Origin of the sequence: Nocardia sp. MH4, assembly GCF_019266065.1 — a bacterium.
GTDB classification, from domain to species: domain Bacteria; phylum Actinomycetota; class Actinomycetes; order Mycobacteriales; family Mycobacteriaceae; genus Nocardia; species Nocardia canadensis.
Window position 1 is genome coordinate 15,630 of the sequence record NZ_LPNR01000120.1, and the last position, 19,382, is coordinate 35,011.

General features: G+C 70.8%; 12 protein-coding genes and 1 pseudogene. 9 read left to right on the plus strand and 4 right to left on the minus strand.

Annotated features, from left to right (window positions below; genetic code table 11):
• Positions 1-11: 11 nt before the first annotated feature.
• The 5 genes from ATM97_RS27015 (at position 12) to ATM97_RS27035 (ending at position 7,486) form a co-directional block, all read left to right on the plus strand.
• A complete protein-coding gene (locus ATM97_RS27015) occupies positions 12-1,829 on the plus strand; it encodes a peroxidase family protein (protein ID WP_218721012.1) in 1,818 nt (605 codons plus the stop codon).
• Positions 1,826-2,920 (plus strand): catalase family protein, encoded by a 1,095-nt coding sequence (locus ATM97_RS27020; RefSeq protein WP_218721013.1) that lies wholly within the window; start codon positions 1,826-1,828, stop codon positions 2,918-2,920. Before ATM97_RS27015 ends, ATM97_RS27020 begins: the two co-directional genes overlap by 4 nt.
• 53 nt (positions 2,921-2,973) lie before the next feature.
• Complete coding sequence (locus ATM97_RS27025; protein WP_218721014.1) at positions 2,974-5,556, plus strand: LuxR family transcriptional regulator; 2,583 nt, start codon at positions 2,974-2,976, stop codon at positions 5,554-5,556.
• A 12-nt stretch (positions 5,557-5,568) separates the two neighbouring features.
• Positions 5,569-6,666 carry a sorbosone dehydrogenase family protein gene (locus ATM97_RS27030; RefSeq protein WP_218721015.1) on the plus strand — a complete coding sequence of 366 codons (1,098 nt, stop codon included), beginning with the start codon at positions 5,569-5,571 and terminating at the stop codon, positions 6,664-6,666.
• Between the two features lie 262 nt (positions 6,667-6,928).
• Positions 6,929-7,486 (plus strand): TetR/AcrR family transcriptional regulator, encoded by a 558-nt coding sequence (locus ATM97_RS27035; protein WP_308248634.1) that lies wholly within the window; start codon positions 6,929-6,931, stop codon positions 7,484-7,486.
• Positions 7,487-7,501: 15 nt separating this feature from the next.
• Here ATM97_RS27035 and ATM97_RS27040 read toward each other — a convergent pair whose 3' ends face one another.
• Positions 7,502-8,512, minus strand: coding sequence for a DUF6670 family protein (locus ATM97_RS27040; protein WP_255588504.1), 1,011 nt, complete (start codon positions 8,510-8,512; stop codon positions 7,502-7,504).
• Between the two features lie 191 nt (positions 8,513-8,703).
• Between ATM97_RS27040 and ATM97_RS27045 the strand changes: the two genes are divergently transcribed.
• Positions 8,704-9,294 (plus strand): TetR/AcrR family transcriptional regulator, encoded by a 591-nt coding sequence (locus ATM97_RS27045; RefSeq protein WP_218721018.1) that lies wholly within the window; start codon positions 8,704-8,706, stop codon positions 9,292-9,294.
• 6 nt (positions 9,295-9,300) lie between these two features.
• On the opposite strand, the gene ATM97_RS27050 is transcribed toward ATM97_RS27045, so the two are convergent.
• On the minus strand, positions 9,301-9,627 hold the full coding sequence (locus ATM97_RS27050; protein ID WP_305082665.1) for a co-chaperone YbbN: 327 nt from the start codon (positions 9,625-9,627) through the stop codon (positions 9,301-9,303).
• 152 nt (positions 9,628-9,779) lie between these two features.
• Here ATM97_RS27050 and ATM97_RS27055 point away from each other — a divergent pair.
• Both ATM97_RS27055 and ATM97_RS27060 read left to right on the plus strand, forming a co-directional pair.
• A pseudogene (locus tag ATM97_RS27055) lies at positions 9,780-10,034 on the plus strand (LysE family translocator); the annotation flags it as partial.
• Between the two features lie 284 nt (positions 10,035-10,318).
• Complete coding sequence (locus ATM97_RS27060) at positions 10,319-15,784, plus strand: carboxyl transferase domain-containing protein (protein WP_218721020.1); 5,466 nt, start codon at positions 10,319-10,321, stop codon at positions 15,782-15,784.
• Between the two features lie 93 nt (positions 15,785-15,877).
• On the opposite strand, the gene ATM97_RS27065 is transcribed toward ATM97_RS27060, so the two are convergent.
• Both ATM97_RS27065 and ATM97_RS27070 read right to left on the minus strand, forming a co-directional pair.
• Positions 15,878-17,761, minus strand: a complete 1,884-nt coding sequence (locus tag ATM97_RS27065; RefSeq protein ID WP_308248635.1) for an acyl-CoA synthetase — start codon at positions 17,759-17,761, stop codon at positions 15,878-15,880.
• Positions 17,758-18,624 (minus strand): fumarylacetoacetate hydrolase family protein, encoded by an 867-nt coding sequence (locus ATM97_RS27070; RefSeq protein WP_218721021.1) that lies wholly within the window; start codon positions 18,622-18,624, stop codon positions 17,758-17,760. Before ATM97_RS27070 ends, ATM97_RS27065 begins: the two co-directional genes overlap by 4 nt.
• Before the next feature lie 102 nt (positions 18,625-18,726).
• Here ATM97_RS27070 and ATM97_RS27075 point away from each other — a divergent pair, with 102 nt between their 5' ends.
• Positions 18,727-19,296 carry a TetR/AcrR family transcriptional regulator gene (locus ATM97_RS27075; protein ID WP_218721022.1) on the plus strand — a complete coding sequence of 190 codons (570 nt, stop codon included), beginning with the start codon at positions 18,727-18,729 and terminating at the stop codon, positions 19,294-19,296.
• The last annotated feature ends 86 nt before the right edge of the window (positions 19,297-19,382 follow it).

Here is a 19,382-nt window from a genome sequence, read left to right on the forward strand (position 1 = left end):
GGAGGTTCTCGATGGTCGAGGCACAGCCGGCGATTCCGCCGCAGTCGTCGCCGCCCCACCGGTCGTTCGTCGCCCGCGCCGCCGTCGAGGCCGCCGAAGCGCTCGACCGGCGCGTGGGCTGGTTCCGGTTACCCACCCCGCTGGGGCTGGCCGTGCTGGTCGGCCTGCGCAGCAGGCTGCGCTCGCGCAATCTGTTCGACACCGGCCGACATCCGGCCGGACCGTTGCCGCCGGACACGACCGGCGAACACCGGGCCGCGCGCACCATCGACGGTTCGTACAACAGCGCCACCGATCCGCGCACCGGGTCGGTCGGCTGCCGGTTCGGGCGCAATTTCGCACCCGAGCACAGCTACCCCGAGGACTCCGCCCGAATCCAGGAACCGAACCCGCGCCAGGTCAGCCTGCGCCTGCTGGCCCGCGACGGCTTCCAGCCCGCCACCACCCTGAACCTGCTGGCCGCGGCCTGGATCCAGTTCGAGGTGCACGATTGGTTCAGCCATACCCGCACCGACAGCGAGCCGTTCCGGGTGACGCTCGACGAGCACGACACCTGGCCCGAACGGCCGATGACGATCCAGCGCACCGCCACCGTCCCCGGGGCCGGGCCCGGCGACCCGCCCAGCCATGTCACCGAGGACTCGCACTGGTGGGACGCCTCCCAGATCTACGGCAGCACAGCGGCTTTCGCGTCCGCCCTGCGCTCGGGCAAGAACGGCGAACTGGTGATCGACGAGCTCGGCCTGCCGCCGCTGGACGCGGCCACCCTGCTGGCGCTCTCGGACGCGGCCGCCAACGCCTGGGTCGGTCTGGCGCTGCTGCATTCACTGTTCCTGCGCGAGCACAACGCGATCTGCCGCCGCCTGTCGCGGCGCTATCCGGACCTCGACGACCAGCAGCTCTACGACACCGCTCGCCTGATCAACGCCGCGCTGATCGCCAAGATCCACACCGTCGACTGGACCCCGGCCATCATCGCCCACCCCACCACCGTCGCGGCCATGCGCGCCAACTGGTTCGGCGTCCTCGGCGAACGGATCTCGCGCCGGTTCGGCAGGCTCGTCGGCAACGAGGTGCTCTCCGGCATCCCCGGCTCCGCGGTCGACGACCACGGCGTGCCGTACGCGCTGACCGAGGAATTCGTCTCGGTGTACCGGATGCACCCGCTGATCCCCGACGATCTGGTGGTGCGCAGTCTCACCGACGACCGCGTACTGGCCGAGTATCCGTTCCCCGAGCTCGGCGTCGCTCACATCCGTGAGCGCCTCGGCGAGACGCCGATGGACACGCTGTTCTATTCCTTCGGCCGCGCCAACCCCGGCGCGCTGACGCTGCACAACTATCCGCGCCATCTGCAGCAGCTCGCCAGGCCGGGGCAGCCGCTGATCGACCTCGCCACCATCGACATCCTGCGGGTCCGCGAGCGAGGGGTGCCGCGCTACAACGAGTTCCGGCGGCAACTGCGGTTGCGGCCCGCCGCCTCGTTCGACGAGCTGACCGACAATCCACGGTGGGCGCGTGAACTCGAACAGGTCTACGGCAACGTCGACGACGTCGATCTCATGATCGGCCTCTACGCCGAGCCCAAGCCTCCCGGTTTCGGCTTCAGCGACACCGCGTTCCGGATCTTCGTGCTGATGGCGTCGCGGCGGCTGTCGGCCGACCGGTTCTTCACCACCGACTTCCGGCCCGAGATCTACACCGAGGCCGGTATGGCCTGGGTGCGCGACAACAGCATGCGCACCGTGCTGCTGCGCCATTTCCCCACGCTGGCGCCCGCGCTCGCGGGCGTCGCGAATCCCTTCGCGCCGTGGAGGACTCCGCGATGACCTACCTGCGCTTCCGCGACGACCTGGAACAGCCGCGCCCCGACGAAGAACAGATCATCGACAAGATCATCGCGGTGCTGCGCGACAACAACGAACGCGCCTACCGCAAATACCAGCGCGGACTGCGCGACGCGCACGCCAAGAGCCACGGCATCCTGCGCGGCGAGCTCACCGTGCCCGCCGGCTTGCCGCCCGAGCTGGCACAGGGCCTGTTCGCCACCCCGGCGACCTATCCGGTCATCGCCCGGCTGTCGAGCACCTCCGGGGTCATCCGCAGCGATCAGTTGCGGGGCGTGCGCGGCCTCGGCATCAAGGTGCTGGGCGTGCACGGTCCGCGGGCGATGCCCGGCGACGAGGCCACCACCCAGGACTTCATCATGGTGACCCACCGGGAGTTCCTGTTCGCCGACGCGCACGCCTACCTCACCCGGGGCATGCCGACCGCCTGGGTGCTGGCCCGGCTGCCCGACGAGGTGCTTCGCGCGGGCAGCGATCTCGTCGCGGCCCTGGACAAGCACGTGCTGCGGCGCATCGGCAAGCGGGTGCCCCCGAATCTGGGCGTGTTCGTGGCGCCCAACACCCACATCCTCGGCGAGACCTTCTACACCTCGGCGCCGGTGCGCTACGGCGACTATGTCGCCAAGCTGCTCTATGTCCCGGTGTCGCCGGAAGTCGCCGCGCTGCAAGGACAACCGGTGAGCACGGGGGCCGGGGTCAATGCCCATCAGGACGCCGTCGTCGACTTCTTCGCCGCGCACAGCGCCACCTACGAACTGCGCGCGCAGCTGTGCACGGACGTGGCCACGATGCCGATCGAGGACGCGACTGTGCCGTGGCCGGAGGAGGCGTCTCCGCATCGCACGGTCGCGACCATCCGGTTCGACGTCCAGGATCCCTACACCCCGCAGCGGCGGGCCTACGGTGACGACGTGCTGTCGTTCAACTCCTGGCGCGGCCTGGACGCGCACCGTCCGCTGGGGTCGATCAACCGGCTGAAAAAGCGGGTCTACGAGGCGTCGAGCGACTATCGCCACGACGTCAACAACGCGCCGCGGCTCGAGCCCCGTGACGCGACCGAATTGCCGCCATGACCACCGCGCAGGTCCGTTGTGGGGGAGCCGGTCGCGAACTAGAATTGTGGCGTATGGGCGAATTGTGGCAACTGCTCGATCGCCCCGCCGAATTCGACACCGTGCGTACGGCTTTGACGAATGGGAACAGCGGCGGAGTGATATTGGTCGGCGCCGCAGGCATCGGCAAGACCACGCTGGCCCGGCTGGTCACCTCGGTGCTCACGGACCCGGTCCGCTGGGTGGCGTGCACCGCCTCGTCGCAAGCCATTCCGCTCGGCGCGTTCGCCCCCTGGATCGCCGCGTCGGCCTCCCGTGATCCGCTCGCCCTGCTGCACTCGGCACGGGAAAACGTTCTGGCCCAGCCGGATACGGTGATCGGCGTCGACGACGCGCACCTGCTCGACACCCTGTCGGCCACCCTGGTGCACCAGATCGCCGCCGACCGCGGCGCGCGCATCGTGGCCACGGTCCGCTCCGGCGAGCACGTGCCCGACGCGATCACCTCACTGTGGAAGGACGGCTTCCTCGCGCGCGTCGAACTGACACCGCTGTCCAAGACGCAGTGCACCACCCTGGTCGAGACCGTGCTGGGCGGGACCCTGGAGGGGCTCAGCGCCGACGTCATGTGGGAGGCCTCGGGCGGTAACCCGCTGTTCCTGCGCAACATGGTCGAAGGCGCGGTCGAGGCGCGCACGCTCACCGATGTCAACGGGGTCTGGCAGTTGCGCGGTCCGACCGCCGTGCCGTCGGGGCTGGTGGATCTGCTCGACGAGCGGCTGTCCAGGGCGGGCGAACCGGTACTCGACGCGCTGCGGATGCTGTCGGTCCACGAGCCGCTCGACATCGACATCCTCACCGAGCTCGTCGGCGTCGAGGCCGTCGACGCCGCCGAGCTCAGCGGCCTGATCCGGGTCTGCCGCCATGGCGGCTCGGTCGACGCCCGGTTCAGTCATCCGCTGCTGGGCGAGGTGGTCCGCCGTCGGATCGGCACCGCCGCGGCCCGCACGCGGCGCGGTCGCATCGTCGAGACGCTGCGCGACCGGCCGCTGGACACCCCGGCCGAGCGGATCCGGCTGGCCCAGCTGTGCGTCGACAGCGATCAGCCGATCGACATCGTGTTGCTGATCAATGCCGCCAAGGACGCGATCGCGCTGGCGAACCTGCCGCTGGGGGAGCGCTTGGCGCGCGCCGCCTGCGAACGCTGCGGTGGCCTGCGCGCGGCCGAACTGCTGTCGCGGGCGCTGCTGTGGCAGGGCAAACCGCACGAGGCCGACGAGATCCTCGCCCGGTTCGACCCCGACCGGCTCGATCCGCTGCAGGTGGTGCAGTGGGGGCTGCCGCGCGCGAGTCTGCAGTTCTGGTCGCTCGGCGATGTCGCGCGGGCCCACCAGCTCATCGACCTGGTCGCCGCGCGCGTCGAGCATCCGTCGCTGCGGCTGCTGGTCGACGCGGTCCGCGCGGCGATGGCCGTGCACGAGAACCGGCTCGGCGTCGGCGTCGCGGAGGCCGAGCGCGTGCTCGCCGATCCGGACTCGCCCCGGCAGGCCGCCGATTTCGCCGCGTTCTCGCTGGGCCTGGCGTTGCCGTACGTCGGTCGCGGCGCCGACTTCGCGCCCATCGCCGCCCGGATCACGGCCGAGCAGAAATCCACCGACGGCCTGATCCGGGTGATGGTGCGCTACGGCGACGTGGTCGCCCTGACGATGATCGGTGACCTGGACCTGGCCGAACAGCGGGCCTCGGAATACCGGGAGTTCTCCTCGGCGGGCCAGTTCGCCGGCTGGGCGATCGCCCGCATCGCGATCGGCGTCGTCGCGACCTATCGCGGCCGGTTCCGGGCCGCGATCGCCGCCTTCGAGCAGGCGCTGGCCGCGCTCAACGCCGATTGCACCCTGCCCTGGCAGCTGCCCGCCCGGCTGGTGCTGGCCCGCGCCTACGCGGCGGTGGGCGAGGTCGACCAGGCCGAACGGGTCCTCGCCGACGCCGAGGAGCACAGCGGCCCCCACATGGCCCTGCACGAGCCGCAGCGGATGATCGCGCGCGCCTGGGTGGCCGCGGCCGAGCACAGTCAGCACACCGCGATCGACCTGGCCCGCAAGGCGGCCGACCTGGCCCACCGCACCGGCCAGTACGCGCAGGAAGCCGAGGCGCTGCACCACGCCGCCCGCTTCGGTGACCGGACCCTGGCCACCCGGCTCGCCGCCGTCGCGGCCCGGGTGCAGGGACCCGCGGCCGGCATCTACGCCCGCCACGCGGCCGCGCTGGCCCACTCCGACACCACGGCGCTCGCGGCGGTCAGCGTCGAGTTCGAGGACGCCGGGCTGTTGCTGGCGGCGGCCGACGCCGCGGCTCAGGCCGTCCCGATCTTCGACCACGCGGGTCAGCGCCGTCCCAGCGCCCAGGCCGCGGCCCGCGCCACCGCGCTGGCCGCCCGCTGCGACGGCGCCTGCACACCGGCGATCACGGCCGCCGCCCGTCCCCTGCCGATCACCGAACGCGAGCGGGAGATCGCCGCCCTCATCGGCCGCGGGTTGTCCAACCGGGCCATCGCCGAACGGCTCTGCGTCTCGGTCCGCACCGTCGAAGGGCACATCTATCGCGCGTGCATCAAGCTCGACGCCACCGATCGCGACCAGCTCGCCAAGCTGATCTGACACCATGGGTGGGTGACGACCGGTCGCCCACGAGCTGTCCTCGGCGCCGCGCTGGTCGCCCTCACGGTCACCGCCTGCGCGAGCGACGAGCCGGACCGGAGCGCGCCCGCCGCCGTGACCTCGACCGTGCCGAGCCTGCCCGCGGGCCGTCCCGATCTGGGCGCCGCCGAGGAGATCGCGCACGGCCTCGACGTGCCGTGGGGACTGGCGTTCCTGCCGGACGGCGCCGCCTTGGTCGGCGAGCGGGATTCGGGCCGCATCCTGCGCGTGACGCCCGGCCGCGCGCCCGAGATGGTCGATCAGGTGCCCGGTGTCGTGGCGCGCGGGGAGGGCGGACTGCTCGGTCTCGCCGTCGCTCCCGACTACGCCGACACCGGATACGTGTACGCGTATCTCACCGCCGCCGAGGACAACCGCATCGTGCGCCTGCGGCCGGGCGCGACGCCGGAGGTCATCTTCACCGGAATCGCGAAGGCGGGCAACCACAACGGCGGCCGGATCGCCTTCGGACCCGACGGCATGCTCTACGTCGGCACGGGTGACGCGGCCGACAGCGCACGATCGCAGGACCCGGCGAGCCCGAACGGCAAGATCCTGCGGCTCACCCCCGACGGCGCACCGGCACCGGGCAATCCGACCGCAGGCTCACCGATTCTGAGTCTCGGCCACCGCAATGTGCAGGGCCTGGCCTGGGACCGCGCCGGCACCCTCTACGCCGCCGAGTTCGGCCAGAATCGCTGGGACGAGCTCAACCGTATCGAACCGGGCCACAACTACGGCTGGCCCACCGTCGAAGGCGCGGGTGGCGCGGACCGCGGCTTCACCGACCCGCTGCTGTCCTGGTCGACCGCCGAGTCCTCGCCCTCCGGGCTCGCCATCGCCGGCGACACCCTCTACCTGGCCGCCCTGCGTGGCCGAAGGCTCTGGACTGCAACGCTGTCCGAGGGCGAAGCGACCGCTCCGGTGGATCTACTCCGCGACACCTACGGCCGCCTGCGCACCGTCGCGGTGGCCCCGGACGGCGCCCTGTGGCTCACCACCTCCAACACCGACGGCCGCGGCGACCCCCGCACCGGCGACGACCGCATCCTGCGCTTCCCGGCCCGCTGACCCGCCTCCGGCCGCGCTAGTGACCACCGTCGCGGCGGCTGACCCAGTGGGGATCACGGCCGAGCAGGGCGCGACGGTCCAGCCCGCGCACGGGGTCGGCGCGTCCATCTCCGCGTCGGCGACAGTGGCCACATCGTGGGCGATCAGCGCGGTCGCCGTCGCGTCGAGTCGGAGCAGTTCACTCATTCGGAGACATCCTTTTTAGCGGTCGATGTCTCCCCGTCGCTCCGTCGCCGAAGCGGCCCGTACCCGGGATCGGATCGTGCGGACCGCTGTCGACGAGGCATCGTGTCTCGGTTTGGAAGGGCTGACGGTCGGCGCGCTCGCCTCCCGGCTCGCGATGAGCAAGGCTGGGGTCGTCGGCCCCTTCGGATCCCGGGAGGACTTGCAGGCCGCTGCCCTCGAGCGGGCCGGTCAGATCTTTCGGGCCGCCGTCCTGGCGCCACTGTCGCACCTGGCGCCGGGCCCGGCCCGGCTGGCGCGACTGATCGATGCCTGGATCGACTACCTGGCCGAATGTCCTTTTCCGGGAGGGTGTTTCGTCACCGCGGCATCGTCGGAACTCGATGGACGGCCCGGCGTACTGCGGGACCGGCTGCGGGTGGTCGTCGCCGACTGGCGCGCCCACCTCACCGCCGAAATCGCCGCGGCGCAAGGCGAAACCCCCGCCGCGCAGCGGCCACCCGAGCAGATCGACACCGTGCTCATCGGCATTTCGATGGCGGTCAACCAGGAAATCCAGCTACTCGGCGACGCGTCCGCCGCGCGGCGTGGCCGTGCTGCCATGCGCGACGCGGCCGGTCTGCCGCATTCGCCATAGCTCGGCGGCGCGCGGCTACGGTGTGCCGATCTGTTCGACGTAGCCGGTGCCGGTGACCGGACGGCCGCGGAAGGTGCCGGTGTAGCGGTAGCTGCCGACGTAGCCACCGGTCATGCCGTAGACATAGTCGTCGTTGGCGACGGCGTCGATCTGGATCAGGGGGTCGCCGTTGTCGTCGTCGACGGCCCAGGCGAACGTCGTGGCCAGGGTCATGTCCCGGCCCTCGGGGGTGTGTCGCGGGGTGTGTTCGTACCCGGCGACGCGATAGCGGTAGCCGTTCTCGTAGGCGCCGCCGTGGTCGGTGCGGGAGCGCACGTAGACGGTCTGCTGGAGCGGAATGCCCAGTGGCCCACGGACTTCCACCATCAGCACCTGGGTGTCGGCGTCGATGTTGATGATCTGATAGGTGAAGAAGGTGAGGAACAGGTCGACCGCGACGGCGCGGGCGTATTCGAGCGTGCTGAGCCCGGACAGGTCGTACCGGGTGCCCTGGTGGTCGACGGTGCCCTCGTACTCGCACAGCAGTGACCAGTGGTCGTAGAGCCCGCCGCGCAGCTTGGCGAAATGCGCGATCTTGTCGGTGGCGCGCACCCGCAGATCCGCCCGGAACTCCGGATTGCGGTAGGTGACCAGGAAATTCGGGTAGCTGCCCCGCAGGGCGAAGTCCTCGCCGAACCGGATCAGGCTCGCGTCCGGCGCCAGTTCCAGATCGCGCGCGACCTGGTAGCCGCGGAACTGGCCGGGGAATCGCACCGCCGTGCCCGCCAGCAGGTTCGCGGTGTCGGCCGCCGAGGTCTCGATCAGATGCGCGTTGCGGAACGCCCGCACCTTCGGCTGCCCGATCACGGTGATGAAGTCCAGGAAGTTCAGCGGCGCGGGCAGGCCGGGGAACATCAGGCCGTAGTGGACGGTCCGGTAGCGCCCACGGGGCGGATGGAAGGGGGTGTTCGGGTCGTACGGGGTGCCGTTCACCGCGTGGGAACTCGACACGGTGCGTTGAATGCCGTGGAGCAGGGGAGTCGTCATCGCCATGGAAACCGGCGCCTTTCGCTGGACGGACATCGAGCTGACCGATAGGAAAATTACCGTTTGGTCAATTCGTCGTCAACCAGTCCGTGGATGCCCGTCGACGTGGACGCCCGACCAATTGACCGGCACTGGCGAGGCGGTAAATTACCTGGTGGCCGGGCACGGTCAACCAGCGGAAGGAGGGCGTGATGGGCACGGCGGGAACGAAAGGGGTGCCGCGCGCCGAGCGGGAACAGCAGATTCTCGACATCGCCGGTGAGCAGATCAGCCGGGTGGGGTACGCCGGGCTGTCCCCGGCCGGCGTGGCGAGCGCGGCCGGGGTCTCGAAACCCATGGTGTTCCACTACTTTCGCAGCAAAGAGGGCCTCTATGCCGCGTGCGTGGAGCGGGCGGCCGACGCGGTGTGCGGCGCCATCGAGCCGGTCTTCGACGGCACCCCGGGAATCGAGATGGCCGAGCACACACTCGAAGTCGTCATCGCCGCGCTGGCCCGCAGGCCCCACGACTGGAACGTGCTGCTGGACCGGTCCTATCCGCCGGACGGCATCGCGGCCGACGCGTCACATCGCGCCGAATGCCGCCTCGCCGAGCAGGCCTACCGGGGCGCGGCCGCCCTGCTCGCCGAACGCGGAATCACCGATGCCGCCGACCTGTCGGCGCTCACCGACGTCTGGATGGGTGTGGTGACGGCACTGGTGAATTGGTGGCTGCGGCACCCGGAGGAAAGCGCCGAGGCCATGATCGCCCGCTGCACCCGGCTCATGGGCGCGTTGTTCTGATCGGACTCAGAGCGCGTCCGCCAGGTCGTCGAGCAGCCGCCGCTTGGACCGCGCGCCGACGACCGTGCGCACCGGCTCGCCGTCCCGGAACAGCATCAGCGTCGGCATCGACAGCACGGCGTAGTCGGCGGTCGTGCGCGGGTTGGCGTCGACATCGAGCTGGACCGCCGTCATCCGGTCAGCCTCCTCGCGGGCCAGTTCCCCCAGCATCGGCTCGATCATCTTGCACGGCGGGCACCACGACGCCGTGAACTCGACGAGCACCGGTACCTCGGCGGCGAGCACCGCGCCGGCGAACGTCGCATCCGTCACCGCGGTCATCGCGTGGGTCATGTTCTCTCCCTCGGTCGGCGGGGCACCTCGCCCCGGGTCGACCACGCTAGGGATTGACGCCGAGGTCAAGGCAAGCCCGAGGCGGGAAACCCCTGCCGGGCAGGCCGATCGGTCCGTACGGTCGGTCGATGGTTCCGCTTCCGGATCTGCTCGCCTTCGTGGCGGCGGCGGTGCTGCCGCAGTTCGTCGATCCGGCGGCCGGATCGATGGTCGCGCAGCTGGTGGTGCTCGGGACGATCATGGCGGTGCCGGCGCTGGTGCTCGACAGCAGCTGGGCGCTGGTCGCGGGGACCGCGCGCGGCTGGTTCGCCCGCTCGCCGCGCCGCCTGGAAGCGGTCGGCGCCACCGGCGGGGCGATGATCATCGGGCTCGGCGCCTCCGTCGCGCTCACCGGCGCCGTCAAGTGAAACGAACCAGGCCGGGACGCGCCGGGTAGCGCACTACTCTCGGCCGGTCGCGCGATTCGGAGGACACTGAAGACATCGCGTCCGGGCCGTGCCGTCGGCGCGCGTCGAGGCGCGCCGAGACCCCGCGCTGACCGGGGCGTGTGCGGCCGACTTCATTAATACGTGCGGGTAACCCTTGGACGCTGTTCACATATACGGAGTAGAGGTGCACACTGCCCTGGAACCGGAGTTCGAATTCGTACCCGTCCGGGCCACACAACTCGGTATTGGAAAGGAGTCGGCGAGTGTTCAGCCGCATCGCCATCGTCAACAGGGGAGAGGCCGCCATGCGGCTCATCCATGCCGTCCGTGATCTGGCAGCGGCGAGTGGGCTACCGATCGAAACGGTCGCCCTGTACACCGACGTCGACCGAAACGCCACGTTCGTCCGGGCCGCCGATGTCGCCTACGACCTCGGCCCGGCCTCGGCCCGCCCGTACCTGGATCTCAAGGTGCTCGAGCAGGCCCTGGTGGCCACCAAGGCCGACGCGGCCTGGGTCGGCTGGGGCTTCGTCGCCGAGGATCCGGCCTTCGCCGAACTGTGCGAGCACATCGGCGTCACCTTCATCGGCCCCAGCGCCGAGGCCATGCGCAAGCTGGGCGACAAGATCGGCGCCAAGCTGCTCGCCGAAGAGGTCGGGGTCCCGGTCGCGCCGTGGAGCCGCGGCGCGGTCGACACCGTCGAGGACGCCATCGAGGCCGCCTCCGAGATCGGCTACCCGCTGATGCTCAAGGCCACCGCCGGTGGTGGCGGCCGCGGCATCCGCGTCATCACCAACGAGGCCGAACTGGTCGACGCCTACGAGCGCACCAAGCAGGAAGCCGCGCGCGCCTTCGGCAGCGGTGTGGTCTTCCTGGAGCGTCTGGTCACCGGTGCCCGCCACGTCGAGGTCCAGGTGATCGCCGACGGACAGGGCACGGCGTGGGCGCTCGGCGTCCGCGACTGCTCGGTGCAGCGGCGCAACCAGAAGGTCATCGAGGAGTCCGCGTCGCCCGTGCTCAGCGCGGAGCAGACCGCCGAGCTGAAGGCCTCCGCGGAGCGCCTCGCCGTCGCGGTCGGCTACTGCGGCGCGGCGACCGTCGAATTCCTGTACCACCCGGGGGAACAGCTGTTCGCGTTCCTCGAGGTGAACACCCGCCTGCAGGTCGAGCATCCGATCACCGAGTGCACCACCGGTGTCGATCTCGTGCACGCGCAGCTGTCGGTGGCCTCCGGCACCAAGCTCGAGGGCACCCCGCCGGTCGAGCGTGGCCACGCCATCGAGGCCCGGCTCAACGCCGAGGATCCCGACCGTGACTTCGCCCCCGCCCCCGGCCGCATCGTGCGGCTCGACCTGCCCGCGGGCCCGGGCATCCGCGTGGACACCGGCGTCAGCGAGGGCGACACCATCCCCGCCGACTTCGACTCGATGATCGCCAAGATCATCGCCTACGGCCGCGACCGCAACGAGGCCCTCGGCCGGCTGCGCCGGGCCATGGCGCAGACCCGGGTGGTCATCGAGGGCGGCGCGACCAACAAGAGCTTCGTCCTCGACCTGCTCGAGCAGCCCGAGGTGATCGACGCCAGCGCCGACACCGGCTGGATCGACCGGGTGCGCGGTGAGGGCCGCCTGGTGACCCACCAGCACTCCGCCATCGCGCTCGCCGCGGCCGCGATCGACGCCTACGAGGACGACGAGCGCGCCGAGCGGCACCGCCTGCTGTCCACCGCCTCCGGCGGCCGTCCGCAGGTCCAGCACGAGAGCGGCCGCCCGCTCGACCTGAAGCTGCGCGGCGCGAGCTACCGGGTCCGGGTGGCGCGCATCGGCGCGCACCGGTTCCGCGTCGGCATCGAGGCCGGCGCCGAACTGACCACCGCCGACGTCGATCTCGAGCGTTTCGACCAGCACACCGGGCAGATCGTCGTCAACGGCACCCGCTACCGCCTGATCACCGGCACCCACGGACCGACCCACCTGGTCGACGTCGACGGCGTGACCCACCGGATCAGCCGGGACGAGGGCGGCGTCGTCCGCTCGCCCGCGCCCGCCCTGGTCGTCGGCACCCCGCTCGAGGTCGGTGCCGAGGTCGAGGCAGGCGCCGCGGTGCTCGTGCTGGAGAGCATGAAGATGGAGACGGTGCTGCGCGCGCCGTTCCGCGCCCGGCTCAAGGAATGCAACGTCTCGGTCGGCACCCAGGTCGAGACCGGCGCGCCGCTGCTGCGGCTCGAGCCCCTCGCCGACGACGACGAGGCAGGCGAGACCGAAGCGGTCGGGACGGTCGAGCTCGACCTGCCCACCGAGCCCACCCCGCGCCAGCCGCACGAGCGGCTCGCGCGCGGCCTGCAGGATCTGCGCAGCCTGCTGCTCGGCTTCGACGTCGACCCGCACGACGACCGCCGCGTCCTCGACGAGTACCTCGCGGCCCGCCGCGATTGTGTCGCCGGCGATCACCGTCCGCTGGCCGAGGAACTCGAACTCGTCCAGGTCTTCGCCGATCTGGCCGAACTGAGCCACAACCGCGCGGCCGACGACGAGCACAGCGCGGACCACCTGCACAGTGCGCGCGAGTACTTCCACACCTACCTGCAGAGCCTCGACGTCGAGCGGGCCGGTCTGCCCGAGGCGTACCAGGCCAAGCTGGCGCAGGCGCTGAGCCACTACGGCGTCACCGAGCTGGATCGGACCCCGGACCTCGAGGCCGCGGTGTTCCGGATCTTCCTGGCCCAGCAGCGCCCGACCGACACCGTCGAGGTCATCACCACGCTGCTGCGCGAGTGGCTGCGGGAGCCGATGCCGGACCAGGTGCTGCGCGAGCCCGTCGGCCTGGCGCTCGAGCGCCTGGTCGCGGCCACGCAGGTGCGCTTCCCGGTGATCGCCGACCTCACCCGAGGGCTGGTCTACGGCTGGTACGGCCAGCCGCTGCTGCGCCGCAACCGTGCCCGCGTCTACACCAATGTCCGCAAGCACCTGACCTACCTGGACGCGCACCCGGACTCGGCCGATCGCGCCGCCCGCATCGCCGACATGGTGCGCAGCACCGAACCGCTGGTGCGCCTGCTCGGCCAGCGGCTCGAGCGCGACAAGCCCGACCACACCGTCCTGCTCGAGGTGCTGACCCGCCGCTACTACGGCAACAAGGGCCTGACCGGCGTGCACACCGAGCAGGTCGGCGGCACGTCCTTCGTCGTCGCCGAGCGCGACGGCGCGAGCCTGGTCTCGGCCGCGGTGAGCTTCGACGAGCTGGGCACCGCGCTGCAGGGCCTCGGCGAGCTGGCCAACGGCGCCGCCTCGATCGACGCCGACATCTACCTCAGCTGGGAAGCCCAGCCCGAGGACTTCGACGCCATGGCCGCGGCCCTGCAGGAGGTCCTCGGCGGCTACCAGCTGCCGCAGCAGGTGCACCGGATCACCGCCACCGTGGCGGGCAGCAACGGCGCGGTCATGCACCACCACTTCACCTTCCGTCCGTCGGCCACCGGCATGGCGGAGGAGCGGCTGATCCGCGGCCTGCACCCCTACATCGCGCAGCGGATGCAGATGGAACGGCTGCGCAAGTTCGACCTGACCCGCCTGCCGTCCTCGGACGACGAAGAGGTCTACCTGTTCCGGTGCGTCGCCAAGGGCAATCCGTCCGACGACCGCCTGATCGCCTTCGCCCAGGTCCGCGACCTGGCCGCGCTGCGTGAACACGACGGCAGGCTGCTCGCCCTGCCCACCGCCGAGAGCACGATCGCGACCTGTGTCGACTCGATCCGTCGGGCGCAGTCGCGGCGGCCCTCGGCCAAGCGGCTCAACACCAACCGCATCGTGATGTACATCTGGCCGCCGATGGACGTCACCAGCGAGGAACTGGCCACGATCGGCGGACACGTGCTGCCGACCGCCGTCGGCGCCGGGCTGGAGGAAATCCTGCTCATCGCGCGTCAGCGTGATCCGCAGACCGGTGAGCTGACCAAGGTCGGCGTCCGGATCGCGATCGACGCGACCGGCGGTTCCCAGGTGACCGTCGGCGAGCTGACCGACGAGCCGGTCGAGCCGCTCGACGAGTACCGCCAGAAGGTGCTGCGCGCCGCGGGCCGCAACACCGTGTACCCGTACGAATTGACCGGTGTGCTGGGCGATTTCGCCGAGTACGACCTCGACGCCGACCACACCCTGGTCCCCGTCGACCGGCCGAAGGGCCGCAACACCGCGGCCATCGTCGCCGGTGTGATCAGCACGCCGACCATCCAGCACCCCGAGGGCGTCACCCGCGTCCTGCTGCTCGGTGACCCGACCAAGTCGCTGGGCGCGCTCTCGGAGCCCGAGTGCCGCCGCGTGATCGCCGCGCTCGATCTCGCCGAACGCCTGCAGGTGCCGCTGGAGTGGTACGCGCTGTCCTCCGGCGCCCGGATCTCGATGGAGTCCGGCACCGAGAACATGGACTGGGTCGCCGCCGCGCTCAAGCGGATCGTCGAGTTCACCCAGGACGGCGGCGAGATCAACATCGTGGTCGCCGGCATCAATGTCGGCGCGCAGCCGTACTGGAATGCCGAAGCCACCATGCTCATGCACACCAAGGGCGTGCTGGTGATGACGCCGGACTCGGCCATGGTGCTGACCGGCAAGCAGTCGCTGGACTTCTCCGGCGGCGTCTCGGCCGAGGACAACTTCGGCATCGGTGGCTACGACCGCGTCATGGGCCCCAACGGCCAGGCGCAGTACTGGGCGCCGAACCTGACCGCCGCCCGCGACGTGCTGATGGCGCACTACGACCACACCTACGTCGCGCCGGGCGAGCAGTCGCCGCGCCGCGCGCAGACCGTCGACCCCAGCGACCGCGACATCTCGAGCTTCCCGCACGTGCTGGCCGACAGCTCCTTCGCCACCGTCGGCGAGATCTTCTCCGCCGCCGCGAACCCGGATCGGAAGAAGCCCTTCGACATCCGGACCGTGATGCGCGCGCTGGCCGACCAGGATCACCCGGTGCTGGAGCGCTGGGCGGGCATGGCCGACGCCGAGACCGCGGTGGTGCAGGACGCGCACCTCGGCGGTATCCCCGTGTGCCTGTTGGGGATCGAGTCGCGCAGCGTGCCGCGGCGCGGTTTCCCGTCGACCGACGGTCCCGACACCTACACGGCGGGCACCCTGTTCCCGCGGTCGTCGAAGAAGGCCGCCCGGGCCATCAACGCGGCCAGCGGTAACCGTCCGCTGGTGGTGCTGGCGAACCTGTCGGGCTTCGACGGCTCGCCGGAGTCGATGCGCAAGCTGCAGCTCGAGTACGGTGCCGAGATCGGTCGCGCCATCGTCAACTTCGAGGGCCCGATCGTGTTCACCGTGATCTCGCGGTACCACGGCGGTGCGTTCGTGGTGTTCTCGAAGGCGCTGAACCCGAACATGACCGTGCTCGCCCTGGAGGGCTCGTTCGCCTCGGTCCTCGGTGGCGCCCCCGCCGCCGCGGTGGTCTTCGCGGGCGAAGTCAACTCCCGCACCGCGGCCGACCCGCGCGTGCGCGACCTGGAGACCCAGGCCGCCAACGCGTTCGGCACCGACCGCGCGACCCTGACCGCCGAACTCGACGAGGTCCGCTCCTCGGTGCGCGCGGAGAAGCTGGGCGATGTGGCCGCGGAGTTCGACCGCGTCCACAACATCCAGCGCGCCGTCGAGGTCGGTTCGGTCGACGCCATCGTCAGCGTCAGCGATCTGCGCCCGCGCATCATCGCCGCGATCGAGACCGGCCTGCCGGAGTAGATTCGAGCCGAAACGAAGCCGCCCACCCTGTCGAACCAGGGTGGGCGGCTTCATTTCTCGGCTCGTCGGGTGGGCGATCGTCCCGGGTGATGCTCAGGAATCGGGCCCTCGGTCTATCGCGCACGAGAAGGCATAGGCGTCGAGCCGCCCGATCAGGGCCTCGATGTCACCGGCCGAGGCGTTGTCCCGCACTCGGAGCAGCGCGTGCGGGCGACCGTCTCGCGAACTGACCTCCACATCGCCGCGGAGCCCGGCGTCGTGGGTTTCCCGCATCACCACCCGCCGGACCGCATCGTGGACCAGCGGCACCTTGTGCACCTTGCCCACCGTGGTGACCGGGATTTCCTCGACGATATGGACGAATTTCGGTGCGGCCGCCGGTTCGGGTGCGTGGGAGCCGGCCCAGGACAGCAACTCCGCCGGTGACGCGCAGGCGCCGAGCCGCAGGACGACATACGCCGCGGGCACTTCGCCGGCGTGGCTGTCCGGTCGTGGTACCACCGCGGCGGCTTCGATATCCGGATGCGCGAGCAGCGACTCCTCGACCAGCCGCGGGTCGATATTGTGCCCACCGCGGATGATGACGTCGCGGGCTCGGCCTGCCAGCGTCACGAATCCGTCGGCGTCGACCCGTCCCAGATCGCCGGTGATCAGCCAGCCGTCGACCACGATCCCGGTGGGGTCGGGCGTGGGGCCGCCGGGACCCGCGCGGAGATAGCCGGGAAAGACACTGGGTCCGCGCACGGCAAGGACCCCGGTGTCCCCGGGCGCGCAGTCAGCGACCGGCCTGCCGGCGTCGTCGACCCGGACCGCCTTGATCTGCTGGTCGGGCAGCCGCAGTCCCAGCGCGCCGGGACGGTTGCCGCGCACCGGCGCGAGCACGCTGGCGCAGGTGGCTTCGGTCAGTCCGTACCCTTCGAGCATGGGTACCCCGGTCGCGGTTTCGAAATCGCTTCGGACTCGGCTGGGAAGCGGGGCCGCACCGACGATTCCGGCCCGCAGGCTGGAGATGTCGACGCCGTCCGGAACGGCGGGCAGCCCCGCGTACACCGTGGGAACCGCCGAAAAGCCGGTGACGCGATAGCGTTCCACGATCCGCCAGAAATCGGCCATCGCGGTCCGGTCCCGATAGCCGAGCGGTCCGAGCGACACCACCGACCGTGCCGAGTAGAACGGTGCGAGCGCGGTGACGAGCACCGCGTTCACATGGAACAGCGGCAGTCCGGCCAGCATGACCGCGTCCTCGCCGAAGATCTCGTGCTGGGCCAGCGCCCACGCGAGAGAGACCTCGTTCGCGTGCGTGTGGGCCGCGACCTTCGGCGTGCCGGTCGTTCCGCCGGTATGGAAATAGGCGGCCACATCCGTAGGCCGGGGCAGCCGATCTGTCGTGAGCTCCGCGGGCTGACCGGCGGACAGCGCGTCGAAGTCGCCGACCCACTGTGCGGGCGGTTCGGCCACTTCGCCACCGACCGTGATCAGCGCCCGCAATCCGGGCAGCGCCGCGACCACCTCGCACGCCGTCCGCCACATCCCCGGGTCGAGTTCCGGTGCGGCAGCGATGAGTATCCGCGCTTCGGTGAGCCGGAAGATATCGATGATGTGCTCGGTCGCGAGCATCGGATTGACCGGATTGGCGATGCCCACCGCCTGGGCGCCGAACAGCGCCGCGTACGTGGCGCCGGTGTTGGGCAACAGCAGGCCCACCACCCCGCCGGGCTCGAGACCGAGCGCCGCGTACAGGTTTGCCGCCCGGTTCACCCGGAGCAGGAGATCCGCGTAGGACCAGGTTTCGGGCCGATCCCACCCTCGGCCACCCCGCAGCAGGTGGAGGGCGGGACGGTCGCCTGCCCGGCGAGCGGCGGCCGCGAGCAGTTCGTAGGTGCTGTCGGGCCACGCGCGCTCGGCCGGCGATATCGACTCGAGCCGCGCGAGTTCCGCGACGGCGACGATGTCGGGCGGGGTGGGCACGATGTTCACGCGCTGACCACCCGATTGCCGAGCACGCCGATCCGCTCGACCTCCACCTCGACCAGATCGCCGGCGCGCAGGTAGCGTTCCGAGAACACCCCGGCGCCGCGCGGTGTGCCGGTGCAGATCACGTCACCGGGTTCGAGGGTCTGATAGCACGACAGATACGCGATCAGCTCCGGGATGGAATGCAGGAAGCCGCTGGTCCGATCTTCTTGGCGCAGGTGCCCGTTCACCCGGGTGCGGAGGCCGAGATCCGGCGTATCGGTGAACTCGTCGGCGGTGACCAAGCAGGGGCCGAGCGGTTTGAAAGTGTCGAAGCTCTTGGCGACGCCGATCGATGCGGTCGGGTCCCCGGTCATCGCCCGGCGCTGGATATCGCGCGCGGACACGTCGTTGACGATCGTCAGCCCGGCCACGTGCGCCCACGCCTCGTCCACGGTCACCGCGGTGGCGGTCGTGCCGATGACGACGGCGACCTCACCCTCGTAGTCGACGTACTCGGCCGCCACCGCGGGCAGCCGGATCGGATCGGCGGGACCGGTCACCGCCGACCCGGCGCAGACCTGGAGGTTCGGTTCGTCCGGGAGCGTGATATCCGGTGTGCCCAGCGCCGCGAACATCGCCAGCGCCTCGCTCGCGTGGCTGCCGTAGTTCAACCCGACGATCAACACCTTGCCGGGCCGCGACACGGGGGAGCGCAGCGTCGCGGGCGTCAGCGGCTGTTCCCGCAGCACCGGCGCGGTCCGGGCGGCGTCGACGCCCGGACCGCGCAGGAGCGCGCCCACGTCCGGATACGGCAGATCGAGCACGGCGAGCACGCCGGCCCGGTCTTCCCTGGCGAGTCCGCTGTCGAGGGCGTAGAGACGCATATCGAACCTCCTTGTTCGCCGGCTACCCACCGGCCCGTTCTCTTGAGTGTCAGTTAAGAGCATGTCTTAGCTCTCAGTCAAGAGCGGGCATAGAGTGGTCGCATGCCCAAGAATCGTCAGGAGATCCCCAAGGCCGAACGTCAGGCCGAACTGGTCGCGCAGGCGCGCGAGCTCTTCGTCGGCAACGGCTATCGCGGCACCAGCGTGGCGGCGGTCGGCCGGGCGGCCGGTATCGCGCCCGCGGCGGTGCACTGGTATTTCCCCACCAAGGATGACCTCTTCGCCGCGGTGATCGCCTCGATCTTCGAGGCGGAGCGGGCCCGGGTCGAGGCCGACGCGACCCTGTCGGGGGATCCGCGCGCCGAACTGGTCGCCCTGCTGGTGCGGATGGAGCCCTATCGGGCGCTGCATCGCGTCGCCTACGAGCGGATGGAGGAAACGGCGACCCTGCGGGCGGTCTACGAGCAGATGCGCGACTGGCTCGAGCAGCGGCTTTTCGCGGCGATGTCGGAGCGGGCCGGTGACGGTGCCGATCTCGCCTCGGTCGCCGACCTCGCCCACGTGTTGTTCGAGGGGCTGCTGGTCAGCGTGCGCCGCCTGGATCGGCCGACCGACGAGCTGATCGATCTGCTGATCGCCACCCTCGTCGCCGCCGCCGCGAAAGCGGGATGACCGCGACCTCTTGACTTTCATTCATGAGCGGGCCTAGCTTCTCTTGTATCGCATTCAAGAGATGTTCTCGGCTCGAAGGAGAGTCC